19 protein-coding genes are annotated in these 26902 nt (G+C 57.6%); 16 read left to right on the top strand and 3 right to left on the bottom strand.

Annotation, left to right across the window (positions count from 1 at the left end; genetic code table 11):
* The first annotated feature begins 392 nt into the window (after window positions 1-392).
* Window positions 393-1811, top strand: a complete 1419-nt coding sequence (locus tag QSJ36_RS03635; protein WP_022396349.1) for a cation diffusion facilitator family transporter — start codon at window positions 393-395, stop codon at window positions 1809-1811.
* Between the two features lie 42 nt (window positions 1812-1853).
* On the top strand, window positions 1854-2588 hold the full coding sequence (locus QSJ36_RS03630) for a class I SAM-dependent methyltransferase (protein ID WP_285467003.1): 735 nt from the start codon (window positions 1854-1856) through the stop codon (window positions 2586-2588).
* Window positions 2589-2600: 12 nt separating this feature from the next.
* On the opposite strand, the gene QSJ36_RS03625 is transcribed toward QSJ36_RS03630, so the two are convergent.
* Entirely contained in the window at window positions 2601-4343 is a 1743-nt protein-coding gene (locus tag QSJ36_RS03625) for a cation:proton antiporter (RefSeq protein WP_022396351.1), read from the bottom strand.
* A gap of 261 nt (window positions 4344-4604) precedes the next feature.
* On the opposite strand from QSJ36_RS03625, the gene QSJ36_RS03620 reads away from it, so the two are divergent.
* Together QSJ36_RS03620 and QSJ36_RS03615 are read left to right on the top strand one after the other, a co-directional pair.
* Window positions 4605-8561, top strand: coding sequence for an autotransporter domain-containing protein (locus QSJ36_RS03620; RefSeq protein ID WP_285467001.1), 3957 nt, complete (start codon window positions 4605-4607; stop codon window positions 8559-8561).
* Between the two features lie 304 nt (window positions 8562-8865).
* Window positions 8866-9543 (top strand): hypothetical protein, encoded by a 678-nt coding sequence (locus tag QSJ36_RS03615; protein ID WP_102729837.1) that lies wholly within the window; start codon window positions 8866-8868, stop codon window positions 9541-9543.
* A gap of 49 nt (window positions 9544-9592) precedes the next feature.
* Here QSJ36_RS03615 and queA read toward each other — a convergent pair whose 3' ends face one another.
* Window positions 9593-10570 (bottom strand): tRNA preQ1(34) S-adenosylmethionine ribosyltransferase-isomerase QueA, encoded by a 978-nt coding sequence (gene queA / locus QSJ36_RS03610; protein ID WP_345783926.1) that lies wholly within the window; start codon window positions 10568-10570, stop codon window positions 9593-9595.
* A gap of 106 nt (window positions 10571-10676) precedes the next feature.
* Between queA and floA the strand changes: the two genes are divergently transcribed.
* From floA to QSJ36_RS03595, 3 genes are all read left to right on the top strand, one after another.
* Complete coding sequence (floA, locus tag QSJ36_RS03605) at window positions 10677-11726, top strand: flotillin-like protein FloA (RefSeq protein WP_102721569.1); 1050 nt, start codon at window positions 10677-10679, stop codon at window positions 11724-11726.
* Window positions 11727-11780: 54 nt separating this feature from the next.
* Complete coding sequence (locus QSJ36_RS03600; RefSeq protein ID WP_285466997.1) at window positions 11781-12431, top strand: hypothetical protein; 651 nt, start codon at window positions 11781-11783, stop codon at window positions 12429-12431.
* Window positions 12432-12726: 295 nt separating this feature from the next.
* Window positions 12727-13509 carry a thiazole synthase gene (locus QSJ36_RS03595; protein WP_022396358.1) on the top strand — a complete coding sequence of 261 codons (783 nt, stop codon included), beginning with the start codon at window positions 12727-12729 and terminating at the stop codon, window positions 13507-13509.
* A 44-nt stretch (window positions 13510-13553) separates the two neighbouring features.
* Here the strand turns inward: QSJ36_RS03595 and QSJ36_RS03590 are convergent, their stop codons facing one another.
* Window positions 13554-14858: an APC family permease gene (locus tag QSJ36_RS03590; RefSeq protein WP_257228327.1), complete on the bottom strand. Its 1305-nt coding sequence runs from the start codon at window positions 14856-14858 to the stop codon at window positions 13554-13556.
* Window positions 14859-15011: 153 nt separating this feature from the next.
* Between QSJ36_RS03590 and QSJ36_RS03585 the strand changes: the two genes are divergently transcribed.
* The 9 genes from QSJ36_RS03585 (at window position 15012) to QSJ36_RS03545 (ending at window position 26892) form a co-directional block, all read left to right on the top strand.
* Window positions 15012-15677 (top strand): HAD family hydrolase, encoded by a 666-nt coding sequence (locus QSJ36_RS03585; RefSeq protein WP_102727945.1) that lies wholly within the window; start codon window positions 15012-15014, stop codon window positions 15675-15677.
* A gap of 59 nt (window positions 15678-15736) precedes the next feature.
* Window positions 15737-16849: an AI-2E family transporter gene (locus tag QSJ36_RS03580; protein ID WP_102727344.1), complete on the top strand. Its 1113-nt coding sequence runs from the start codon at window positions 15737-15739 to the stop codon at window positions 16847-16849.
* A 3-nt stretch (window positions 16850-16852) separates the two neighbouring features.
* A complete protein-coding gene (gene lysA / locus QSJ36_RS03575; RefSeq protein ID WP_102727318.1) occupies window positions 16853-18142 on the top strand; it encodes a diaminopimelate decarboxylase in 1290 nt (429 codons plus the stop codon).
* 294 nt (window positions 18143-18436) lie between these two features.
* Entirely contained in the window at window positions 18437-19963 is a 1527-nt protein-coding gene (locus QSJ36_RS03570; protein ID WP_285466991.1) for a trehalase family glycosidase, read from the top strand.
* Between the two features lie 201 nt (window positions 19964-20164).
* Window positions 20165-21817 carry a beta-N-acetylhexosaminidase gene (locus QSJ36_RS03565; RefSeq protein ID WP_285466989.1) on the top strand — a complete coding sequence of 551 codons (1653 nt, stop codon included), beginning with the start codon at window positions 20165-20167 and terminating at the stop codon, window positions 21815-21817.
* A gap of 87 nt (window positions 21818-21904) precedes the next feature.
* Complete coding sequence (gene fbaA / locus QSJ36_RS03560; RefSeq protein WP_102721576.1) at window positions 21905-22936, top strand: class II fructose-bisphosphate aldolase; 1032 nt, start codon at window positions 21905-21907, stop codon at window positions 22934-22936.
* A gap of 400 nt (window positions 22937-23336) precedes the next feature.
* Window positions 23337-24407 (top strand): hypothetical protein, encoded by a 1071-nt coding sequence (locus QSJ36_RS03555; RefSeq protein WP_215442813.1) that lies wholly within the window; start codon window positions 23337-23339, stop codon window positions 24405-24407.
* Window positions 24404-25549 carry a hypothetical protein gene (locus tag QSJ36_RS03550; protein ID WP_022396367.1) on the top strand — a complete coding sequence of 382 codons (1146 nt, stop codon included), beginning with the start codon at window positions 24404-24406 and terminating at the stop codon, window positions 25547-25549. The genes QSJ36_RS03555 and QSJ36_RS03550 overlap by 4 nt, the downstream gene beginning before the upstream one ends.
* 29 nt (window positions 25550-25578) lie before the next feature.
* Window positions 25579-26892 carry a hypothetical protein gene (locus tag QSJ36_RS03545; RefSeq protein ID WP_285466983.1) on the top strand — a complete coding sequence of 438 codons (1314 nt, stop codon included), beginning with the start codon at window positions 25579-25581 and terminating at the stop codon, window positions 26890-26892.
* Window positions 26893-26902: the final 10 nt, after the last annotated feature.

The raw sequence follows: 26902 nt of genomic DNA, 5'->3' as shown, positions 1-26902 counted from the left end.
TTAGAACCATTTTCGGAAAATGTCACGACCATCCGGACGTGGAGCATAACCACTTTTGCCGGCCCCTTCTCCGCCTTTTCCTGACACAGTCCATCAGAGGGAGGACAGGATGGCATTTCCACTTGTTGAAAGAACCTCCGTAATCATTTTTACACGGGAAAAAAGGATTTCCGCCACACGCCCGGCATGTTCCGGCTTGATTAGAAATCCATTCAAAAAATATTCAAGTTAATAATAAAAATTAAAAGTATCCGCGATATTCTGTCCCGCATTTTCCCGGGAAAACCTCTATTCCGTCATGGAACGGGACCGAAGTTCAACGCCGTCTGTGTTATCATTGACTAAGAAAGGGAGGCGGGCTTAGATATGCTCCTCTTCCTTTTCTCTGTCTTATGGAACAAGCAGCGCACCAAGAAAAATCACATGCGGCCTTTTCCTCCGTCCTGTGGTCCGCCTTTTTGACGGGCATCAAGCTCTGGGCCGGTATCGTGACGGGCAGCTTGGGCATCATTTCCGAGGCCCTGCACAGCGGCCTGGACCTGATGGCTGCGGCCATGACTTTTTACGCCGTGAAGGTGGCCGCCCGTCCTGCCGACGAGAGCCACCCCTACGGGCATGAGAAGGTGGAGAATCTTTCCGCGCTTGCGGAAACTGCCCTGCTCCTGATTACCTGCGCATGGATTGTATGGGAGGCTGTGGACCGGCTGTTTTACAATGAGGCGGAGATCACCCTCACCTGGTGGGCCTTCGCCGTGGTGGCCGTTTCCCTGCTGGTGGACGTGAACCGCTCCGCCATGCTCCGCCGGGTGGCCAAGAAGCACAAGAGCCAGGCGCTGGAAGCGGACGCCCTTCATTTTACCACGGATATCTGGTCTTCCGCCGTCGTGCTGCTGGGCCTTTTCTGCGTATGGCTGGCGCACCTGGTTCCCGCAGATTCCGTCTGGCACGGCTTGCTGGAGAAGGCGGACGCCATCGCAGCCCTGTTTGTGGCGGCCCTGGTTTGTTCCGTGGCCTTCGGCCTTGCCAAACGTTCCATTCACGCCCTGATGGACGGGGGGTCTTCCGCCCTGACGCAGCAGGTTCTAACCGCCATGAAGAAGAACGCCCCGGATTACCCGGTCAAGCGCATCCGTCTGCGTGACGGCGGCGCCCGCATTTTTGTGGAGCTGGACGTGGAAGCGCCCGCGGAGTTGCACGTGGACGACGCCCATGATGTGGCGGAGTCCATCGAAGGCATTGTCAAGTACGAGCTGCCGGAAGCGGACGTGATCGTCCATATCGAACCGGCCCGTGAGAATTTTTCCAACATGGAGCCGGACACGGTCGTCCACCGGCTGGCCCTGCGCCACCATGTCCGCATCCACGGATTTTATGCAGGCAGCGGCAAACATGCTCCCTGTTATTTCATGGATGTGGAGATTCCCGCGGACTGGCCTCTGGAGCGCGGCTACCATGTGGTGAAGGCGTTCCGGGATTCCGTCCAGCATGCGCTCAAGCCGGAGAAGGTGATCTGCCGCATTGAGCCGGACTGCCGCGATATGAAGGCGAACGCCATTCCGGAGCACGTTCCGCCGGAGGAAGTCCGCCTGAAGGTGAACCTTATCCTCCAGCAGCACAGGAATATCTGCAAGGTTCTCAAGCTGGACCTGGCACGGGAGGACAATTTTCCCACCCTGACTTGCGTATGCTCCGCGGATGCATCCCTGACCATCCGGGAATGCCACCAGATCGCCTCCCAACTGGAAGACCAGATAGAAAATGCCCTGCACCACCTGGGCCGCGTTACCGTCATTCTGAAACCGGCCAAATAAAACAGCATTTTATTTCCACGCAACGTTCATTTCCTCCCCATCATGAAACAAAACAAGTACGACGATAACGCCTTTTTTCAGAAATACAGTCAAATGGACCGTTCCGTAAAGGGGCTGGAAGGGGCCGGAGAATGGAAAACACTGGAACGGCTGCTGCCGGATTTCCATGACAAGCACGTTCTGGACCTGGGATGCGGATTCGGCTGGCACTGCCGGTATGCGGCAGAGCACGGGGCGGCCTCCGTGCTGGGCGTGGACATTTCCGCAAAGATGATCGCCAAAGCCAGGTCCATGGGAAACGAAGGCATTATCGAGTACCGCTGCATGCCCATGGAGGATATCCTGCTTCCCGAGGCTTCCTTCGACATTGTCCTCAGCTCCCTGGCCTTCCATTACACGCCGGATTTCCAGGCAGTCTGCCGGAATGTCTCCCGCTGGCTCAAGCCGGAAGGCGCCTTTATTTTCTCCGTGGAGCATCCCGTTTTCACCGCCCAGGGAACGCAGGACTGGCATTACGATGAATCCGGCCAGATCATGCACTGGCCCGTGGACGGCTATTTCATGGAAGGCCCGCGGCAGGCCGTTTTCCTGGGGGAGGAAGTGACCAAGTATCACAGGACGCTTACTTCCTATCTCGGCGCTCTGGCCGCCGGCGGATTTGAGGTTACCGCCATGGAGGAACCGAAGCCGTCCCGTGAACTTCTGGATTCCGTCCCCGGCATGCAGGAAGAGCTGCGCCGCCCCATGATGCTGATTATCTCCGCCCGCAAGAAGTAGCGCCCCCGGTCATCAGTGCCCCGCGGCGGAAGCTCCGGGCACTTCCCTGTCCAGTTCCGCACGGATGCGCTGGCGTTCGGAAACGATCTGTTCGTCGTCCGCGCCGCCTTCCCGCAGAAAGTATTCCGCCATGGACAGAGCCACTTCCGATTCCGAGGAGAAGACCTGGGAGGCGCCGGCTTCCTTAAGCACGTCCACGTCCCTCATGTACTTGGTGTGGATCATCACGTCAATGTGGGGGTTGAGCTCCAGAGCCACCCCCACGATTTCCTTGGCATCCGGAATGGAGGCGGAGAGAATCAGGCTTTCCGCATATTCAATGCCCGCATGGCGCAGGATTTCACGCTGGCTGGCATCCCCGTAAACGATGTCTCCGCCCTGTTCACGTATGGCGGTGACCGTGTCTATGTTCATCTCCACGATGATGACTTCCACCCCGTTGTCATTCAATATTCTTTTAAGAATGCGCCCCGTAGGGCCAAACCCCACCAGCACCACGCGCCGCGCGTCCGGCGACGGGAGCGCCAGGCTGTTCACTCCGCCCAGATCCGTAAGGCCGATGCCGCGCTTTTGCAGCCACTTGACCACAGGGCCAATCTGGCGGTACAGGATGGGATTCAGGGAAATGGAGACGACGGCCGCCAGAATGATGGCCTGGTTGGCGTCCGGCGGCAGAATGTTGTACATGAGCCCCATCCCGGCTAGGATGAAGGAGAATTCACCCACCTGCGCCAGGGCTACGGATACGCTCAGCGCCAGCGGCAGCGGACGCCGCAGGCACCGCACCACCGCATAGGCCGCCAGCGGCTTGCCGATCATTACCACCCCCAGCGTCGCCAGGGCCAGCGGCCAGCAATCCCCCACGGACATCGGGTCAAACATCATCCCCACGGAAACAAAGAAGAGCACGGCAAAGGCATCCCGCATCAGCATGGCCTCCGCCGCCGCGCGAGCGCAAAAGTCCGACTGCCCCACAACCATCCCCGCCAGGAACGCTCCCAGCACCATGGAAGCGCCGAAGAATTTCGCGGAGCACACCGCTACGCCCAGAGCAATGACCAGCACCGCCAGCGTAAACAGGTCCCGCGCTCCCGTCCGCGCCACGTAGCGCAACACCAGCGGAATGATTTTTTTTCCGGCAAACAGCGTCAGGGCCACCAGCAGGGACAGCTTGACGAACATCCAGCCCAGTTCGTAGAGAATGCCGCTCCAGTCCCCGGCACCGCTCTGGCGCGCCTCCATCACGGCGGGGATGAGCACCAGCAGCAGAATGGTGAACAGGTCTTCCACCACCAGCCACCCCAGGGCCACATGGCCGCTCGGCGTATGGAGGTTCTGGTTGTCTTCCAGGACTCGTGTAAGCACTACGGTGCTCGCCACGGAGATCGCCATGCCGAACACCAGCCCGGAAATCGTGGACCATCCGAACATCCAGCCCACCAGTACCCCCAGCACCGTAGCCACGGATATCTGCACCACGGCTCCCGGCACCGCGACCCTCTGCACGGCAATCAAATCCTTCAAATGAAAATGGAGCCCCACCCCGAACATCAGCAGAATAACGCCCAGCTCCGCGAACTGCTCCACCGTGTGGGAATCCGCCACAAATCCCGGCGAATACGGCCCTACCACTACCCCGGCCAGCAGGTACCCGACCAGTGGAGACAAATGCAGTTTTCTGGCAATAAGGCCGAAAAGGAGGGCGGCGGTCAATCCGCCGACAAAAGTGAAGATGAGGCTGAAATCGTGATCCATACGCGCGTGACAAGTCTAAGAGGGTATCTTTGACCACCAGGTCGTTCCTACGCTATCGCGTTTGATTTCCCCTCACAAGAACGCATTGCGCCGCACTGGAATGCAGTCGCATTTTTCTTGCCGGGGGAAATCTGCGGCAGGAAAAACGGAGCCTGGCAGGATTCTATCATATTTTTATTTTTATTAAAAACTCCGTTTTTATTGTATTTTCAATCGTTTCTAATTGACTTTACGCATACGGGATTCCTATAAAGCGTGTTGATGAAACTCACCCTATCTATCCTATCCTGTCTGACGGGCCTCTCTACCCTGGCCCCCATGGGCTGGGCAGCCACCCATGAAATCACTACCAAGAACTTCCACATCACGCTCCTCGGCAACGGGGACGGTCCGGCGGACTGGATGGGGACCCGTGACTGGAGTGACGACCAGATAGCCGCCGTCACCACCACCCTCAATATATGGGACGATACCTTCCGCAACACCGCTTCCCGGAAGATTGAAGCGACCATTTCCTGGGGGGCCCTTGAAGAAGGCGTCCTGGCAGGTTCTTTCTCCAATTACGTCGAATACGACGGGGAAAACTACAATGCGGCCACTTCCACGGAAGTCATCTGGAAAGAAGGGGAAGACGTCGTGCTGGAGGAAGGGGAAATGGATTTCAGGCTCCAATTCAATCCCGTCTACGGTTTCAGCACAGGCAATACCACGCCCCAGAACGCCACAGACTTCATCAGCGTCCTTCTGCATGAAATCGGGCATAACGTCGGCTTCAACTCGCTGAATGATACAGGAACATACGGAGAATACTACACGATCTGGGATTCCCTGATCACGGATGCCCAGGGCAACCATCCGGGAGATGCGGGCTTCAATTACCAGACCGGCGTTTCCTACACGATTGGTTCCGGAGGCCTCACTGTTTACAATCCCTTTGTTTTCGCTCCCGGTTCCAGCATGTCCCACGTGGACGCTGCAAGCGACCCGAACGCCCTGATGCAATATTCCATCGGGGAGGGCATCCAGAGGAGAAACCCCAGCGACCAGGAAAAAGCCCTCCTTGCGGAGATGGGCTGGGTGCTCAAGGATGACCCCACCTATTATGCGTCCGTGGACGGCGCTTCCATCACGGACCAGATTGACCTGAATTTCTTCACTTCCGTTCTCGTCAACCGGAACATGACTATTGATCCGGGTGAAGGCTCTACTATCGTCCTGCCCTCCCTCAGAGGAGACAAGGCGGAATACAACGTCACCATCACTGCGGGGAAAGCGCTGACCGTCAATCTCTCCAACACCGCCATGGACTCCATCTGCGCCGGAGAGGTCATCGGCAATGACGCCAATTTCATCAAGACGGGGGCTAAAAACCTGGTGCTGGGCGGCGGCTTCTCCACCAGCGGAGCTCTGGACGTACAGCAGGGGGGACTGGTGCTTTCCGGCGCTTCCAACACCATCGGGGAGCTGAAGATGAACGGAGGAACCTTCGGCGTGTCCCAGCTTGCCAGGGAGGAAGCCACAGCCAAGGTCGGAAAGCTGACCGGCACCCGGGGCTCCATCAATCTTCTCCATTCCACCCTTACTCTGACCGGAACGGACAATACCATTTCCAGCGGCCTCAAACTGGTAGGCTCCGGCACCGTCGCCCTGGCGGAAGGAAAGTCGCTTGCCTTTGACGGCAGCAACACCATTGGAGACGCCATCTACATTGACGGTACCCGGAACGGTACCCTGCACATCACCCAGGGAACGCTGGCCTTCACCAACCAGGCCCGGATGGAAATAGCTACGCTGGCCCTGGATTCCGCCGCTTCCACCCTGAACGCGGGAGCCACCCGGAACATTGTCATTCATTCCATTACGGGAGACGGTGTTCTGGCCGCCCAGGGCGGCCAAATCACCCTGGATACGGCCAATCCCCTCACGTGGAACGGAACTCTCCAAGGCACGGGCACGCTCAGCAAGAAAGGCGCCGGCGCCCTGACGCTGGGAAGCGCCGGAAACGCGGGGTTCCATCTGGATTCCACCAGCGGAGCCATCATCCTCGCTTCCGAATCCTCCGCCTACGGAGCCATGATGCTGAACGGAGGCGGCATTTCCATCTTCCATGCGTCCTCCACCACCCGTTTCTCCGGGCAGGAAGGCGCTCTAACACTGAATGACGCCACCCTGGAGATGAGCGGAACGGCCAATGTCCTGACGGAAAACGCCTCCATCACCGGCACCGGCATCCTGCGGCTGAACGCGGATTCCATGCTGGCCATCCGCAACGGCAACAAGCTGGACACGGACATCACTATTGCCGGTTCCGGCCTGCTGGCCGTCCAGGAAGGAACCTTCACCCTGTCCGGAAATGCCAGGTTTGACGGAGCGGCGGTCGCCGTGGGTCCGGAATCCGCTGCCGCCGCGCTGGACCTGGGCTCCACACGCAATTCCATGGTGGGCGGCCTGCTGGGGAAAGGCTCCGTGATCTTCAACAACGGGGAACTCGCCCTCCATGCGGAAAAATCCTCCGTTTTTTCCGGCTCCTTCCAGGGGAACGGCACAATCAACAAGGCGGGGAAAGCGGCATGGACCTACACCGGCGCGGGGTCAGACACCCTGAACCTCAACATTACGGAAGGGGAAGTGGCCCTGATCCGTGATTCAGCCAATCCCATTCTGCTCCATTCCCTGACGGTTGATGCCACCGGGACGCTTACGCTCGCCATGGCCTCCGCCGGAGCCGCCCATAATACCACGCTTCTCCTTAACGGAACAAGCCAGTTCATGAACGGTTCCACCATCACGCTCGTGATTAATCCCCTGCTGGCACAGACCAATACTCCCTTCATTTCCACGGAAGACGGAGCCACGCTGACCATTCAGGGAGACCGCAACGGGACCACCCTCAATATTGAATCCAACGTCGCCGCGCCGGAAAGGATGCTGGAACTGGTTCTCTTTGAAGGGAACATGGTGGGCAGCTACCTCAATATCAACGCTTACGGCGCGCTGGGCACCTATTATTCCGAGCTGCATGCGGAAAACCGGGACGGCCAAATCGTGCTGACAGGAACCCGCAAGGCGGACAACGCCCTGCTCGCCACGGCTGATACCTCCAATTCCGCCGCCGGGGCCGTCCTGCTCTGGAACTGCGGGGAGATCAAGGACGGAACGGAGCTGAGCTCCCTGAACCGCGCCGTTTCCAACGCCTGGAACGACGGAGATTACGCGAGGGCCAACCGCCTTCTGAGCGCCTCCGCCGGAACGGCCATTCCCGGCATCCTGGCCGCGCAAAGGTCCGGCCTGCGGAGGGAAATGACCTTCATCCGCAACCGCGCGGAAACCATGGGCCTCAATCCCGACTACATTCAGGGAGACCTTCCCCAGGTGAACGGCTGGATTGAAGCCAACGGGGGCAGGGATTCCCTGGACGGTTCCAATGAAGGCAACGGTTTCACCCTTAACTCCTGGGGAGGCACCGCCGGGCTGGACGTCAACTGCTCGGAGAATTTCACTTTGGGCGCGGCCTTCTCCGCCAACTATGGGGATTACTCCTCTGACGGGGCTGATTCCGCCTCCGGCGACCTGGACACCTACTACGTGAGCCTCTTCGGCCACTACCGCCACAGGAAATGGGGCCACTCCCTCATTCTCTCCGGAGGCTGGTCAGATGCGGATATTACCCGCAGCGTACGCCATGAGCTGGGAAGCTACCAGGCCAGCTTCAGCACCACCGGCATGAGTTTCGGAGCCATGTATGAGCTCACTTATGACCTGGCTCTCAATAAACGCCGGACGGCCATCCTTCAGCCGGTCGCCAATGTCAGCGTCATGCACTCCTCCGTGGATGGCTTCAATGAAGCCGGCGCAGGCGGAGCGGGACTCCGCGTGGATGACATGGATATTACCACCGGAAGCGTGGCCGCCGGTCTGCGCCTGAAAGGCGTTCTGGGTTCCAACCTGACCGGGCGTGATATCACGGGAGAATTCCGCGTTCTGGTTTCTCAGGACTTCGGGGAGGACAAGGCACAGGCCAACGTGGCCTACCTGGCCAATCCGGGCCTTGTCCAGACCATCAGGGGAGCCAAGCTCGGCCGCACCGGCGTCCAGCTGGGCGCAGGCCTCAGCATTCCCTGCTCCGATTACGGCGCCGTTTACGTGGACGGCAATGCGGATCTCCGCTCCGGAGACACCTCCATCGGCGGAGCCCTCGGCTACCGTTACAACTTCTGATCCGGCTCAGGCCTGATTTGACAAGCGCCATGCCTGCATGTCCGGGCATGGCGTTTTCATTATCCGCGGCATCCACATCTCAAGCCGTCGTGCACGGGCTTACCACCTCCCAGGCTGTTTTTCCGGACGCAGGTGTTTCTCGTACGCCTTTGCGCCAGGCGGTTACCGTGTTACCGCCCCATCCGCAGGAATTCCTCTCTTTTTCCCCGGATTATTTTGATAAACATTGATAATGATTGTTATTTTATTTGAATTTCATGGTAACATAATTTATATTTATTAAAAATAACCTCTTCCCAAATTCATGGCTGAAAATTCAACATTCGAGGAACAGTGGACCCTTCTCAGGAAGGAAACGGGAATGGAAGACGCTCCCCTCCGGCAAAAGCTGGAACACTTCATTTTCCGGCAATATGGCCGGGTGGTTTTGGTGCATTACGTAAAAGCCTTGTCGGCCCTGGAACTCAGCCATCATTTCTACCTGCGGTTCCGCAGGCGGAGCCGTTCCGTGGCGGAACCTATTCTTTACTGGACCGTCCTTGCGGAAACAACCATCAACATGACGCTTGAAGGAGTAAAGGATGTCCAGCCGTCCATCACTCCTCCTGCACGTGCCGGTGTTGCCTCCCAGCTCGACATGTTAAAAGACTGCTACCTCCTTTATTTGAGGGACCGGCAGCATCCCTGCTGGCCTCCGGCATCCCGCAGAAGCCGCATCATTCGGGACAAATGGAATGCGCCGGAGCTGGAAGCCTCCTATTTTCCCCGGCTGTGCCTGAAAAACACGGACTGCCACTATGCCAACGTCATGAACATACTGCTGGGGGAAACGCTGCACTTCCTGACTGCCCTCCAGCAAATCAGGGACCACGGAAAAACCCTGCTGGAGCTTAAAAAAGAGCAGCATCCGGACGCTTCCCCGGACGGCGCTCCGTCTTCATCCCCTCGCAGCCCGGAACAACTTCCGTGCGGCAAGCGTTGAAGGCAGCCTGCGCTTCTTCCGCCAGAGGGAAGGAAAGGCCGCCGGAACCCTACAGAATCAGCATGCAATCCCCGTAGGAAAAAAACCTGTACCGTTCCCGGATGGCTTCCAGGTAGGCTTTCATGACCAGCTCCTTGCCGGCAAAGGCGCTGACAAGCATGAGCAGCGTGCTCTGGGGCAGGTGGAAATTCGTGATCAGGGCATCCACCACCTTGTACTTGTAGGGTGGATAAATAAAAATGTTCGTTGACCCGGAGCACTCCCTTAACGGCAGTCCTTCCGCGGTAGCCACATGCTCCAGCACGCGAACGCTGGTGGTGCCCACGGCGATCACCCTCCCGGCCTCATTAATCGCCCTCGCGGTGGCTTCAGGCAGGAAAAAATGTTCCGTGTGCATCTGGTGGTCTTCAATCCTGTCCGCCTTCACGGGACGGAACGTTCCCACGCCCACGTGCAGCGTCAGAAAATCATGGGGAACGGCCGCCAGCAGCTCCGGCGTAAAATGCAGCCCGGCCGTGGGAGCGGCAATCGCCCCTTCATGCCTGGCGTAAACAGTCTGGTAGCGCTCCTTGTCGGACGGGTCGCTCTCCCGGTTCATGTAATGGGGAAGCGCCAGGCGGCCGTACTTTTCCTCATCCACCTCCCGGTCAAACCGGATGAGGCGGTAGCCTTCCCCGTCAATGCCTTCCACGGTGCCCACCGCATTACCGATGGAGACCGTACGCCCCAGCTTCATCTTGCGCCCGGGGCGCACCATGCACTTCCACAGCAGGGGGTTGAGCACCTCTGCACGCACCACTTCAATGGCGCCGTCATTGGAAAAATACCTTGCGGGAACCACCCTGGTATCATTCAGGATGAAATGGTCCCCTTCCCGCACATATTCCGGCAGGTCGCAAAAATGCCTGTGCTCAATCAGGCCGGTATCCCGGTGGATGACCATCATCCGGGAGGCGGCGCGGTCCGGGAGGGGGCGGTCCGCTATCAACTCTTCCGGCAGCGGATAATCAAAATCAATGGTGCGCACGGCCAAGTGCATTGCCACGAATCCGCCGAAAGGTCAATACCTTTAAACCATAGGTAACACAATTATATCTTTACCCTGCTTCGGTTAATATGGTATGGAAGGATACATGAACAATTTGCTGTTAGCAAACATCTCCAACGCCACCGCCTGGGGGACCATCCTGGTGATCGTCCTCGTCATCTTCCTGGTCATCTTCTTCGCCATCATCGCCAAATTCTTCAAGACATGGCTGCGCGCGCGCCTCGCGAAAGCCCCTGTCTCCATGAGCAACATGCTGGGAATGTGGCTCCGCAAAGTGCCCTACCCCCTGGTAGTGGACACCCGCATCACGGCGGCCAAGGCCGGACTGGACATCAGCACGGATGAACTGGAAGCCCACTTCCTGGCCGGCGGCGACATCGTGGACTGCGTCCTCGCCCTGATTGCTGCGGAAAAAGCCGGCATCCCGCTGAGCTATGACCGTGCCTGCGCCATTGACCTGGCCGTGAAAGGCACGTCCAAGACCGTGCTGGAAGCCGTGCGAACCTCCATCAACCCCCGCGTCATCGACTGCCCGAACCCCAGCTCCGGCCAGACGCGCCTGACGGCGGTGGCCCGTGACGGCATTGCCGTGGCAGTGCGTGCCCGCGTGACGGTGCGCACCAACCTGGACCTTTTCGTAGGCGGCGCCACGGAAGAAACGGTGGTCGCCCGCGTCGGGGAAGGCATCGTCTCCGCCGTAGGCTCCGCGCCCTCCTACAAGGATGTTCTGGAAAAGCCGGAGGTAATCTCCCGCACTGTGAGCGACAAGGGCGTGGACGCCGCCACGGCGTTTGAAGTGCTTTCCATTGACATTGCAGACGTGGACGTGGCCGGCAACGTGGGCGCGCGCCTCCAGGCCGAACAGGCGGAAGCGGACAAGCAGATTGCCCAGGCCAAGGCGGAAGTCCGCCGCGCCGCCGCCGTAGCCACGGAACAGGAAATGGCCGCCAAAACGCAGGAAATGCGCGCCAAGGTGGTGGAAGCGGAAGCCCAGATTCCCATGGCCATGGCGGAAGCCTTCCGCAACGGCAACCTGGGAGTGCTGGATTACGCCCGCTACCAGAACGTAGTGGCCGATACCAAGATGAGGGATTCCATTGCCAAGCCGGATGCTTCCCCCTCTTCCATTAAATAAATTCTCAGGCCACCGGAGAGACCGGATTTTCTCTCCGGTGGCCCTTCCTCCTTTATGGATTCACTGGCATACATGCTCGCCTCCGGCGGCGATGACGACAGCCTGAAGCTCTGGTTCTGGCTGATCGTGGGGGCGATCTTTCTCATCAAGAAAGTAATTGAGTTTTTGAAACCAAAAGAAAAAGATGAGGAAACGCCCGTCCTGGACACGGAAGACCATCATGAAAAACGCGTGAAGGAAGTCATTGCGGAAATGCGCCGGACCAATCCGCAGCCGCGGCAGCCACAGCCGGCACGGCCACAGGCTCCGGCGCGCGCTCCGCGCCCCTCCGCCCCACCCGTGGAGCTTCCCACTCCCGCCGTGGCCCGCAAGCGCCGTCCTGAACCGGAACCCAAGCCGGAGTGGACGGCGGAAACCGCCCAGCAAACCGCCCAGAACGTGCTGGAACGCTACGTAAAGGCCACGGAAGAAGCCCGGCAGTCCATGCGTTCCCTGTCTGACGCGGAACAGGCCGCCCTGCATCGTTTGCAGGAAAGGGAAATGAAGGAAAGCCGGTCTGAACCGCTTCCCACGGTCGCCGCGTCCGAACCTCTTTCCCTGAAAAACTCCCTGCGCCGTTCCCAATCCTTGAAAACGGCCATTCTTTATCAGGAAATCCTGGGCAAGCCCAGAGCGCTCCGGGGCATTTCCTTCAGCGGAGAATAATAGAGGGGAGGAGGGGGGTTCTCCCTCCGTCCATTCAAAAACCGGTTTTTCCTGGACTTGAAGGAAAGTTTTCAGAATATTTTTTATCGGAAAGGTTGTATGAAGGCCGGGAAACCGGACAAGTCCGGCTGGATGGAAAGCTCATCTTGAAGCCCGCAGGGCGGGTAAATCTGGAAGATGGATGAATCAACCTTTCATTCCCAGTCGGAGGCGCTCGTCCATGCCGCGGCAACTCCTGCCTTTTTCTTCATTCCCCCTTGCCTGGAAAGGAAAGGGGAGGTACCCTTCACCCGCAATGACAGATTCACCTTTGCAGATAGCCGGACGCCAATTCACCTCCCGCCTGATGGTGGGAACGGGAAAGTTTTCTTCCAATGAGAGCATGAAAGAAGCTCTGGAAGCTTCCGGCTCCCAAATTGTGACGGTGGCTCTGCGCCGGGCGGACCTGACGGGCTCCCATGACCCCGCCGCCAATATTCTGGATTTCATCGACCCTGAAAAATACCTTATTCTCCCGAACACCAGCGGAGCGACAACGGCGGAAGAAGCCGTGCGACTGGCGCGACTGGCGGCGGCAGCCGGACTCCCCAACTGGATCAAGCTGGAAATCCATCCGGACGCCCAGTATTTGATGCCGGACCCCATTGAAACGCTGAAAGCGGCGGAAATCCTGGTCAGGGAAGGCTTCACGGTGCTTCCCTACATCAATGCGGACCCCGTGCTGGCCAAACGCCTCCAGGAAGCCGGAGCGGCAGCCGTCATGCCTCTGGGCGCTCCCATAGGCACCAACAAGGGCGTGCTGACCAGGGAGCTGATCAACATCATCATTGAACAGGCCGTCGTGCCCGTAGTGGTGGACGCCGGGCTGGGAGCCCCCAGCCATGCGGCGGAAGCCCTGGAGATGGGGGCGGACGCCGTGCTCGTCAATACGGCCATCGCCGCCGCCGGAGACCCCGCCTCCATGGCGGAAGCGTTCGCGCTGGCCTGCCGCGCCGGGCGCATGGCCCATCTGGCCGGCCTTCCCGCCGTTTCCGTCCGGGCTGCCGCCACCAGCCCCCTCACTTCCTTCCTGCATTAAAAGTGCAACGGGAGGGAAAGCGTTTCTTTCCTAACCCCCACAGCCTAGGAAGCCTTGGAAGCCCCCTTCGCCAGCTTTTTGCGAATGAAAAATTCCAGAATGAAACAGGCGGCCACAAACAGGAGGATCAGCGGAATCAGATAAGGCTGGCTGAAGAACATCTGGTAGAAAAAGGCTCCCAGAATAAACAGCATCAGCAGGAACCCGAGGATGATCAGCAGCGCGTTCCCCTGCGTCTCTTTCCGGAGCCGCCAATGGGCAACGAACACCGCCAGGTAGCTGATCAGGAAACAGGCCCCCGCCAGATTGGCGATGGCTACCAGGTTAAAGGCATTCGTCATCACCAGAATGCCCAGCAGAAGATAGAAAAAGCCTTCCGTGCCGCTGCCCCAGAAAGGCTGCTTGAAGATGGCTCCCAGCTGGCCGTTGCGCGCCAGTGCCCGGGAAATGTCCAGCATGCTGAACATGGTGGCGTTAATGGCTGACGCCGTGGCAATGAGCGCCGCCACGGATACGGCCATGAAGCCCCACACGCCCAGCACGGGATAGGCGGCCTGCGCCACGGCGGTTTCCGTGTGGCTTTCCAGGGAAGTGGCGGGAACGTTGGTCAGCACTACGTAGGAAAGCACCAGGTACAGAACCAGCACGATGCCGATAGCCAGGAAAATGGCCTTGGGCAATGTTTTGGAAGGATTTTTCAGATTGCCCGCCGTATTGGCCATCATGCCGTAGCCGGCAAACGCGAAAAACGTCAGTCCCACGCTCCCCAGCAGCCCGTCCAGTCCTTTCACCGGAATGGGGTCCGCGCCCACTGGCACGGAAGAACCGAAGCTGGCAAGCATCAGAACCGTCAGAATAAGCAGCTTGAACGCCACCATCACCACCTCCGACTTCCCTACGGCCTTGGCTCCTCCCATGTTCAATGCTCCCAGCAGCAGAATGGCCACGCTGGCGAAAAGGGCGGTGGAATAGATGTTGGTTAATTCGTCCGGCAAAAACAGGCGGGACGCATAGGCCCCGAAGGACTTGGCGACCAGGGCCACGGTAATGACCAGCGTTCCCAGGTAAATCAGCGTCAGCGCGCCGGAGAGGGTCTTATGGGAAAAAGCCTCGTTGAAATAATCCATGATTCCTCCGGAACCGGGATAACGGGAACCCAGCTTGGCGTAGGTATAACCGGAAAGCAGGGCCGCGACGCCTCCCAGCAGGAAGGACCAGTACACGTTTTTGCCCGCCATCAGGGTCGCCTGACCCATGAGGGCGAAAATTCCCGCTCCTACCATGGAACCTATTCCCAATGCAATCACGCTCCACAGGGATAAATATTCTTTTGGAGCCTTCCCGTGCATAAGGGAATTAGAGAGCTTACAGGGACGGAACGTTGACCTTTCCATACGAGATGACACGTCCTGCCGGTCCGGAACGCCCCGCAGCGTCATCATGACTATTCAGGCACGGCTTTCCCCTTGAACCGTCCGCAGGCGGCATGTAGGGTACGGCTGATGATCAAAACCGCCATTTTTGATTTTGACGGAACGCTTGCGGATACCATACCCCTGTGCCGGGAAGCCTTCCGCCGCGCCGTCCGGGAACTGGACGGCAGAACGTTGACGGATGAGGAAATCGAACGCCAGTTCGGGCCGGACGACCTGGGCGTCATCCAAAGACTGCTTCCCGGAAAGCCGGAACTGCACGAAAAAGGCAGGGAACTGTTCCTCCGCTATTACCATGAGCTGCATCCGGAACTGGCGCCCACTCCCTTCCCCGGGGCGGCCGGACTGCTGCACGCCCTGCGCAGCCGCGGCATCCGTCTGGCCATGGTCACCGGCAAACGCCTGGAAAGCGCGGAGATTTCCCTTCAATTTTTCCATCTGGCCGAGTTCTTCCCCATTCTGGAAACAGGCTCCCCTGAGGGCGGCGTGAAGCCGGACCGCATCAGGCGGGCGCTGGACCGCCTGGACTCTTCCGCCGGGGAAGCCATCTACATCGGGGATTCCCCCACGGACGTGGACGCATGCCGCGCCGTTCCCATCCGCATTCTTGCCGCAGGATGGGCCGCGGAGGCGGATGTAAAGGGGCTCGAAGAACGGAAGCCTGACTACCTCCTGACCCGCTTTGAAGACCTGGACCGCTTTTTCCGGGAACATGATGGGAATGAGGGCCTTTAATATTGCAATCCCGCAGGAAATCGGACACCATTACTCACCCCGTTAACACCAATCCTTCCATGACTCCCCAGAAAGAATCCGGAAAAGAGGGCCTGAAAATCCTGCTCATGCTCGCCAGCGTCATCGTCATCACGGCCGGGCTGCAGGCGGGGAAGCCGGTGCTGCTCCCCATCGTCCTGTCCGGCTTTCTGGCGATCGTCAGTTACCCGCTGACCACTTTTTTCAAGGGCCGTCTTCGTTTTCCGCACTGGCTGGCGGTAACCTTCACGGTGATCATGGACTTCGGCATTCTTGTGGGCCTGGCCTATCTGGCCCAGTACCTGGGGCAGGACCTGGCCCGGACGGTCACGGTCAAATACCAGCCCCTGATGATGGAGAAAATCCACGAACTCCGCGCCTTCCTCATTGAACGTGACTGGAACAATCTGGCGGACCAGATGCTTCAGGAACTCCCGGACCTGCTCAACGGGCAGCGCATCGTGGCGTTCTCCACGGGGGTGATGGGGCAGCTCGCCTCCATGCTGACCTTCACCACCCTGATTCTGATCCTGATGACCTTCTTCCTGGGGGAAGCCCCCCGCTTCCGGATGAACATCAACAAACTGGGCAACAACAGCGACACGGGAATCCGCAAATTTTCCAAAGCTCTGGCCGGAGTACAGAAATACCTGATTATCAAGACCTTCATTAGCGCAGCCACCGGACTGCTGGCCTTCCTGCTCTGCTACTACATGAAGGTGGACTTCCCGCTGCTGTGGGGCATCGTGGCCTTCGCGCTCAACTTCATCCCCACCTTCGGCTCCATCATCGCGGCCATTCCCCCCACCTTGCTCGCCATGCTCCTGATCAGCCCCACCGCGGGCATCATCGTAGCCGGCGGCTACCTGGTGATCAACACGGTCCTGGGGAGTTGCCTGGAACCCATGCTGCTGGGCCGCCAATTCGGCATCGTGACAAGCATGGTCCTGCTCTCCGTCATCTTCTGGGGCTGGGTATGGGGCCCCATCGGCATGCTGCTGGCCGTCCCCATCACCATGCTGATCAAGCTCGGGCTGGAAAGCTCCAAGGATCTCGCCTGGATCGCCCAGCTCATCGACAACCCCCCTACGCCCAGATTCCCGCTCCCTCCTCTCCATTCCGGGAAAACCAACGAAAGCACAACCAAGGAATAATCCATGCATTCATTCGCATATAAAAACGGCACGCTCTACTGTGAAAACGTCAACCTCCAGGAACTGGCGGACAAGGAAGGCACCCCCCTGTACGTCTACAGCAAGCAGACCATTCTGAACCATTTCCACCGCCTCAGGGAAGCCCTGGCGCCCCTTAACGCGGAAGTGGCCTACGCCGTCAAGGCCAGCTCCAACATCGCCATCCTGAACCTCATGGCCCGCAATGGCGCGGGGTTCGACATCGTTTCCGGCGGAGAACTCTTTCGCGTCCTCAAGGCCGGCGGAGACCCTTCCAAATGCACCTATGCCGGCGTGGGAAAAACAGAGGCGGAAATCCGCTACGCCCTGGAACAGGGCATTTACTGCTTCAATGTGGAATCGGAGGCGGAACTGCGCGCCATTGACGCCATCGCCGCGTCCATGAGAGTGAAGGCTCCGGTAGCCGTGCGCGTCAATCCCAATGTGGAGGCGGGGACGCACAAATACATCACCACCGGGAAGGCTGAAAACAAATTCGGCGTGGACTTTGAACTCATTGAACCTCTTTACGAGATGGCGGCCCGCGAACTTCCGAACCTCCAACTCAAGGGCCTGCAGATGCACATCGGCTCCCAGCTCACCCAGGCGAAACCCTTCCTGGAAGCCGTCAGGAAAGTGGCTCCGCTGGCCGCCGCGCTGAAAGAAAAGCACGGCATCGAATTCTTCTCCATCGGCGGCGGCATCGGCATCGTTTACCAGGATACGCTGGATTCCGGCGTCAAGGAATGGTGGAATGAAGACTGCGCCCAGCTCACGCTGAGCACTTACGCCCAGGCCGTCGTTCCCACCCTCCAGCCTCTGGGCCTGCATATCATCGTGGAACCGGGACGCCTCATCGTGGGAAATGCGGGCGCGCTCATCACCCGCTGCCTGTATGAAAAGACTGGAAAGGCCAAAACCTTTAAAATCGTGGATGCGGGCATGAACGACCTCATCCGCCCCGCCCTCTACCAGGGGTATCATGAAATCATCCCGGTCAGGGAACACCTCTCCGAATCCTGCATTACCACGGACGTCGTCGGCCCCATCTGCGAATCCGGGGACTTCCTGGCCCAGAACAGGGACATGACGGACGTGCGCCAGGGAGAACTCCTGGCCGTGCTGTCCGCCGGCGCCTACGGTTTTTCCATGTCCTCCAACTACAATTCCCGCCCCATGGCGGAAGAAGTGCTGGTGGACGGAAACCAGTGGAACGTCATCCGCAGCCGCCAGACCTGGGAAGACCTCATCCGGGGGGAATCCATTCCGGAATAACCTCCCGCGCTTCATCTTTCCCCACTTTCAAAGGGGCGTCTCACGAAGATAAAAACCGGAGGAGGGACGTCCCTTTTCCTATTATTCCATGTTGACGGAAAAAATCATTTTCCCTTTCCTCCACGCTGTCGCTTCACTTTCATCCTTCCGGCGGCAGCGCCGCCTTCAGTAATACTAATTCGGTTCCATGCCATCATTGGCCTGCCAGGGGAACATGACGGCATGGAAAATCCTTCCACCCGGTACGGGACGAGAAAAAAGATATTTTCTCGCCTCCCTGGCCGTATACTGGAAATGAAATACTACCTGCGGACAGCATGCGGCATCATCCTGGGAACAATGGCCTGCGTGCAAGGCTTTGGAGCTACGGCCCATCATGACAGCTGCATCCAGGAAGGCTGGAAAGAGGAAATTCCCCAGCCGGTTTACCCTGACAAAGACCTCGTGGACCTTTACCATAAAACATGGGAAATCGCGGCCGGACGGGTAAGAAAAGGCCCTGAGGGCCTCCCCGGGTCGCCCTACATGGATGAAAACTGTTACGAAGACCAAATCTGGATTTGGGATACCTGTTTCATGGTGCTCTTTGCCAAGTATGCGCCGCATTCATTCCCCGGAGAGGGAAGCATGGACAACCTGTACAAGCCCATTTGGGATAAGGAAAAAACTCCGCTCCGCATTCACCTCGTGGACAACCCTCCGTTATTCGCATGGGTTGAAAAGGAATATTACGACTTTACCGGAAACAAAAACCGCATCCATGAAATCCTGAATCGGAAACAGTACCTTCAAAAACATTTTGACTGGTTTGCCAATGCCAAAGCGGGGGAACGTTTCGAATGCTCTCCCCAAAACATCTACCTGAACGCCATCGGTGAAGATGGCTTTACATGGACGGGGGGCGCCAGCGGAATGGACAACACGCCCAGAGGCCGGGACGCAGGCGGCTACAATAAGATTTTATGGATTGACGCCATTTCCCAGCAAGCCCTGAGCGCACGCTGCATGGCCCAATTGGAACAATCACTGGGCAATGCAGGCGCAGCCGGGAAATGGGAGGCCATCTACCGCAAGCTGAAAGACAAAATAAACGAACTGTACTGGGATGAGCAGGACGGGTTCTACTATGATGTGGCGATAGAAAGCAGGCAGCCCTGCCGCATCAGGACAATGGCCTCCTACTGGCCGCTTTTAGCCGGAGTTGCTTCGCCGGCCCAGGCGGAAAAAATGGTAAAATACCTTCGGGACCCGCAGGAATTCGGAGGAGACTACCCGACGCCCACCCTTTCCCGCAGGGATAAGGACTACCATGGCCAAACCGGGGATTACTGGCGCGGCGGCATCTGGCTGCCCACCACGTACATGACTGTCAAGGCGCTTGAAGAATACGGCTACCATGAGGAAGCCGACATGATCGCTGAAAAAATCATCCGCCAGCAGCTTGCCGCTTACCATGGCATCAAACCGCACACGATATGGGAATGCTACAGCCCCAGTTCCAACGAGCCGTCTACCGAACATGGCCGCAGGGCCCGGCCGGAATTTTGCGGCTGGTCGGCGCTGGGCCCCATTTCCCTCTTCATTGAAAACGTTCTGGGCTTCCATAAGGTTTCTGCACTACGGAATGAAGTCCAGTGGAGATTGAAAAGGGAGAAAGGCAGGCACGGATTAAAAAATCTTCATTTCGGGACGACTACCACCGACATCGTTTTTGACGGCAAAAACACCGTTGGCGTCACAAGCAACAACTCTTATTCCCTAGTGATTAACGGTAAAAAATACGCCATCAAGCCCGGCACCGCCTCCATCACCCTGAAATAAAACACCCGGCCGGACATTCCCGGATCTTTAAAAATCCGCGCCGCGGCATCAGCCCTGCGGCTTTCCGGTCCACCCCCGGCACCGGAGGCAGGACTTCTTTATTCCCTCCAGGGCAAATCCCGTAAAGCCGCCTTGCAGACACCCGCGGAATATACTATTTACGTTAAACCTTTTTCCTCTCTTTTTCATCCCTTTTCCGTCATGTTTTCCAAAAGCCTCTTTCTAGCCGCAGGCCTCCTGTTCGCGTCCGCCGCCTATTCCCTGCCCTCCAGGCCCGTACCGGGCGACCCGGCCATCATCCCCCTTCCATCCGCGCTGGATGTGGAAAAAAACAAGCCGGGATTTCTGGTCAGCAACACGCTGCCTGTTTCCAAAACGGGTGACAAAAGCTGCATTGCCTCCTTCGTAACGGGGTTCTCCAACAACATTCATCAAATCAAGGTCAGCCCGGCCCCCTCCGCGGCCAATGCCGTGCAGATCCTCCTGAAAAAAGACGCCTCCCTGTCTCCGGAATGGTATTCCATCAAGGTCTCCACGCAGGGCATCACCGTCTCATGCACGTCCCCCGCCGGAGCTTTCTATGCGGCGCAGACCCTCAAGCAGTCTCTGGAAAAGGATGCCGCCAGCCACTGGGCCCTTCCCTGCATGACCATCACGGACAGTCCGCGCTTCACGTGGCGCGGCATCATGATTGACAGCGGCCGCAATCCCCGTTCCATCGCGGAGCTGAAAACCATCATCGACCTGCTCGCCTGCTACAAGGTAAACACCATCCACTGGCACCTGACGGAAGACCAGGGCTGGCGGCTGGAAATCAAAAAATATCCCAGGCTCACCTCCATCGGCGCCACCCGCCCGGAAAGCCCCATTCCCGGCAACCGCAACAAGGGAGACGGAAAACCCTTCACCTTCTTCTACACCCAGAAGGAAGTAAAGGAGCTGGTGGACTACGCCAAACGCAGGCACATCACCATCGTGCCTGAAATAGAAACGCCGGGACACGCCGCGGCCGCCATCACGGCCTATCCCGAATTCGGCAACAAGGACATTCCCGGCTACAAGCCCCGGGTGGCGACGCGCTGGGGCATTCTCCCCTTCACGTTCAGTCCCACGGAACCCACCTTCAAATTCATTGACGGCATCCTGGAAGAAGTCTGCCAGCTCTTTCCGGATTCCCCCTACATCCACATAGGCGGGGACGAAGCCCCCAAGCAGCAGTGGAAAAACTCCCCCCAGGCCCAGGAGGTGATGAAGAAAAACGGCTTGAAAAACGAACAGGAGCTCCAAAGCTACTTCGTCCACCGCGTGGAAAAACTCGTCAACGCGCGCGGCAAACAGATCATCGGCTGGGATGAAATCCGGGAAGGCGGCCTTTCCAAGACAGCCACCCTGATGGTCTGGCATGATCCCGGCATTGCCCGGGAAGCCATCAAGCACGGAAACAAGGTGATCATGACTCCCTTTGAAAGCACGTACCTGATCCGGCAGGAGGGTCCGCATCCGGAAGGCCCCGAATATGAAATGGCGACTTTCTCCACCATTCCGCTGCAAAAAGTCTATAACATGAATCCCGTTCCGAAGGGGCTCACCCCGGAACAGGAAAAAAACATCCTGGGCGTGCAGGGAAGCTGCTGGAGCGAATACATGACCACACTGGCCAAATGGCAGTACATGGTATTTCCGCGCATGTTCGCCATCGCGGAGCTGGGCTGGACACAGCCTGGCCGCAAGGACTTCACAGACTTCAAGGAACGCCTGGACAGGCACAAGCCCTTCCTGGACGCGCAGCGCGTCAACTACCGGACGGACTCCGGAGAACCGGCGCAGCCGGAGGCGAAAATGATCCGCGAATGACCATGTCCCGCAAGAGCTCTGCAACCCCTGCGCGCGCCTGAGTTCAGCCTTGCCCTCCCGAAAAAAAACACCTATCATGTCCCCGTTATGCCAATAGCCACACCAGAACAATACATTACCATGCTTGAAACGGCCAAGAAGGAAGGCTATGCCTATCCGGCTGTCAACGTGACCACGATCGAAGTGATCAACGGCGCCCTCCGCGCCTTCTCCGAAGCCAAGAGCGACGGCATCATCCAGGTTTCCATCGGCGGCGGCAAATTCGCCTCCGGCACCTCCATCGGCAGTTCCGCCCTTGGCGCCATTGTTCTGGCGGAAGCCACGCGCCGCCTGGCTGAAAAGCACAACGTGCTTGTAGCCCTGCACACGGACCACTGCCAGCCCGAACACGTGGACACCTTCCTGCGTCCCCTGATCGCCGAATCCCGCCGCCGCGTGGAACGCGGTGAAGCCCCCCTCTTCAACTCCCACATGCTGGACGCCTCCACGCTGCCCATGGCTGAAAACCTCAAGCTTTCCCGTGAACTGCTGAAGGAATGCGCCGAACTGGGCATCGTCCTTGAAATTGAAATCGGCGTCGTGGGCGGCGAAGAAGACGGCGTGGACAACTCCGGCCACCCCGCTGACAAGCTCTACACCTCTCCGGAAGACATGCTGATGACGTATGAAGCCCTGGCCCCCCTCGGCAAATTCATGCTGGCCGCCACCTTCGGCAACGTGCACGGCGTGTACAAGCCCGGCCACGTCAAGCTGAAGCCCAGCATCCTGCGCGACGGCCAGGAAGCCGTGGTCGCCAAGCACGGCGAAGCGGCCCGCATGCCCCTCGTCTTCCACGGCGGTTCCGGTTCCGAACTCTCCGACATCCGCGAAGCCGTTTCCTACGGCGTAGTCAAGATGAACATCGACACCGATACGCAATACGCCTTCACCCGTCCGATCGTCTCCCACATGTGCGAACACATCAACGGAGTGCTCAAGATTGACGGTGAAGTGGGCAACAAGAAGGACTACGATCCCCGTTCCTACCTCGCCAAGGGTGAAAAGGGAGTCGCCGCCCGTCTCCAGGAAGCCGCAGACAACCTCATGTCCGCCGGCAAGACCCTCTTCGGCAAGATATAAACAGCCCTTCAACGGCTTTGATGCAATGCCCGGTTTCCCCAAAGGAACCGGGCATTTTTTTCGCTCTTCGGACTGCGGATAAGAAATCCGCCAACTGGACGACAGCGGAACATTTTCTTTGAACCATCCATTTAATGGGAGGTTTGGAAGAAAAAAAAGCAGGGGCGTTCTTTTCCCATCGCTCTGCAATCCTCCTTTCTCCTGCTGCTACCCTTTCTGCCTCAAAAAAACATGTTGTCTGCGGATTTCTTATTCGTTAATGTTCGTTCGACTTTAAGACTGACTCCTTTTCGACATGAGTAACGAACTCCGCATTTTTCCCCCCGAGGTCCACTCTCCACACAAAACAACGCTGAAAGCGGTCCTTTCCACAGCTGCAGGCCGGGAATTCCATCAATACATGGATATTGAATCCACCGGAAACGTGGACATTGACAAAGACGACTTGGCGGACGCCTGGTGCATCTTCTTCATCCATAAAATGATGGAAACGGGCGGCGAATTCTCCGTTACAGGGCCGGGGCGCCTGTCCCGTTCCCTGCTGGTCAATCTGGACCGCTACGCGGAAGCCTGGAACCGCTGGATGCCCAACGCCTTTCACCGCGTCACCATCCATGCCGCCGAGCGAGACGACTCCGCTGTTCCCCAGCGGGACGAAGCCATTTCCTGCTTTTCCGGCGGTCTGGACGCCTGCTTCACCGCCTACCGCCACCGGAAAGGCTTGGCAGGCCCCCAGACCCTTAATCTGACGGCCTGCGTGATGTTCCAGGGAGCGGACATTGCGGAAAACAACCAGGAACACTTTGACAAGGCTTTCTCCAAGGCCAGAGAACTGCTGGAAGACATCGGCATCCGCCAATTCTACCGCATCCGGACCAATTTCCGGAACATGGGGATGGATTACGAAATGACCTACCATACCATGCTGATGGGAGGAATGCGCGTTTTCACCTCCCGCTTCGGTTACTTCATGGCGGGCAGCGAAGGGTCCTATGACTCCTTCTCCTACCCCTGGGCCTCCAATCCCATCACGGACCACTATCTAGGCTCCCACAGCAAGGAAGCCGTCACGGACGGCATGGGACATGATCGTACGGAAAAAGCCGGACTCATCGCGCAGTGGGATAAGGCCATGGCCCTGCTGAGATGCTGCTGGGAAGGTAAAGACGCGTCCGGCAACTGCGGCGTATGCACCAAATGCCGCCTGACCATCATGAACTTCATGGCCATGGGAGTGCCCAGGGACAAAATAACGTGCATGCCGCGCAACGCCATGAATGAAGATATCTCCCAAATTCAGTTTAACCGCCCTTTCCGCGTCCTCTATGCCCAGGAAATACTCAAGCATGCCAAGGCCAACGGACTGGGGCAGGAGCCCTGGGCGGTCACCTTGGAACGGCGGCTGGCGGAAAGGGATCTTCCGCCAACCGGCATGAGACATAAAATCCGCCAACTCTTCCAACACTCATGATCACGATTAACCATCCATCCGTACAGACAGAGGGAAATGCGGTCACCATCTCCTATCCCATTCTTCAGGACGGCCACGCGCCGCGCACGCTTTCGTTTACGGTAGACTCCCGTTTCCGTGACTTTTTGAATCCCGGCAGGGCGGATGGAGCCCTTGTGGCCCTGCTTCCATGGATTTCCCAGCAGGGCGGTCAGGTTCGCGTTCTTCCCGCCATCTCCGCGCACCTGTACCACTTCGGCATACGGCTCCTCTCCCATATCCTGACAGGAATAGGGCCTTTCCTGAAACCCGTTGAACTGGCGGGAGAAGTTCACGCGGAAGTTCTTTCCCCCATTCCCGGCTGCCGCATTGGTACGGGCGGGTCCCTGGGGGTGGATTCCCTGTGCACTATCGCGGAGCTGGAAAAGGCGGGGACGCCTGTCACCCACCTGTTCCACAATAACTGCGGCTCCCATTGGGGAAACCGGGAACTGCTTGAAGGCAGACGAAAGCTCAGCCGGAATTTTGCTGAAAAAAACGGTATGGAATTCGTCTGGATGGATTCATCCCTGTACGATTTTTATGGCAACGAGGGATATTTGAACTGGTTTCCCTTTTTGGATTCCGGCAGTGTGCTTGTCCTGAATGGATTAATGAATTCATACTGGACTTCCGCCACCTATCATATCAATCATCCGGATTTCACCACCAGGGACCGGAGGGATTACTGTGAATTCCATCTTCAATCCCACATTCTATCCGCGGCGGAAACGGAACAGGTACGTTTCCACCTGCATGGCCTGGATTTGGCAAGGTATGAAAAAACAGCCATCCTTGCCAATTATCCTCCTGCCTGCGACTTCCTCAATGTTTGTCTGGAACGTGCTTTCAACTGCGGCACATGCTTGAAATGCCGCCGTACGATTTCCCAGCTTTATCTGCTTGGTCATTTGCAGGAATTTTCCAAGGTTTTCAACTTGAGGGCTTTTCAAGACAAGCCGCTGCGCTTCCTCGCAAAAACGATTGTTCATTCAGGCCACTTCCAGCAGGAAATGCTTTATCTCTTGAAGCATTCCACGGTCCTTTCCCCATCTGAAAAACGGCAGGTATGGTTCCACTGCATCAGAAAGCAGCCTTCCCTGTTGTCCCGAAGTTCCCAGTAACCCAACCTCCCTTCCGATTCCGGTTTCCCATGGCTACTTCCCAGCTCATTCCACAACAACAGGTCGATATTCAACCCAATGGGACTTCCCGCCTGTATTGCGATTTTATTTCTCCCGGTTATAACTGCCGGGTATGGGTAGACCTCGCACCCTTCGACCAGGCCCCCACAGTGGAAAACAATTTTGCAGACGCATGGATCAGGATGCTCATTTTTGAAATGATGCATGTCGGAGGCCGTTTTGAAGTGAAAGGGGCCGTCAGTCTTACTCTGCTTCGGAATTTAGAGCATTTCATGGAAGCCTGGTCGCAAATGCATCCTGAGTATCTTAACGTGGTAGATATCAAGCCGGACCGGATTATAGACGACAGAAACGCGCCGGTGGACGATTCTGCGGTTGCCCTCTTTTCCCAGGGGCTGGATGCGACCTTCGCCTTGTACAGGCATGCGTCCCCACATCGGAAACCGCGGTATGATTCCCTGGATGTGAAAGCCTGCCTGCTGGTACAGGGCGGAGACCGGGGACTTTACGAAGAACCCCTGTTCCTGCGCTGTTATGAAAAAGCTCTCTCTACGATTGAGGAACTGGGCATCACGCACCTTCTGCGCTGCGGAAGCAATTATCCTGAAATTTTCCCTCTGGATACATTCTGGAACAACCAGCTTAACTGGGGATTTCACTGGCAACTGGTTCATCTGGCGGCTTTGACAGGCATGGCATCCTTTTGGCAAAGGGATTATGGCAATGTACTGGTGGGGAGCACCTATCCCTATTCATCCGGCGTAGTGGATTTTGGCTCCAACTTTGTGACGGACCCCCTCCTTTCTTCCCGGCGATTCCGTGTGTATGAAGAAGGCTGGGGATTCACCCGGAGCCAGAAGGCAAAATTGGTCAGCCAATGGGAAAGAGGACTGCGCAACCTGAGAGTATGCTGGCACTCCAATCCGGATCAGGACAATTGCGGAGTATGCGAAAAATGCTTCCGGACCATCCTGAATTTCAAGGCCTCCGGAGCTTTTTATTTACGCGATATATCTTTGGATGAAATTCGCGACAAGGAGATATGGAATGAACACATCTTTTACGAATACCAGACCATTCTGGAAGATGCCGAAAAATGGGGAACTTCTCAGGAACCGTGGGCTCAGGCATTAAAGGAAAGGCTGTCCCTGGGTGTGTACCCGGCGCCCAAGCCATTGACTTTCCCTCAACGGATGGGAAAGAGAATCAAACACTTCCTGTACTATAAAAAAGAAGATGCGGCCAGCGTCCGCATCAAGATTCTTGGCCTTCGGATCTATAAACGTAAAAAAGAGGGTCCCCTGCATCAAAGCCGCGAATGATAAAGCCTGT

This window comes from Akkermansia sp. NBRC 115031, assembly GCF_030268505.1.
GTDB lineage: Bacteria > Verrucomicrobiota > Verrucomicrobiia > Verrucomicrobiales > Akkermansiaceae > Akkermansia > Akkermansia massiliensis.
The sequence above is the reverse complement of the archived record's forward strand: the minus strand, read 5'-3'. Positions and strand labels throughout refer to the sequence as shown.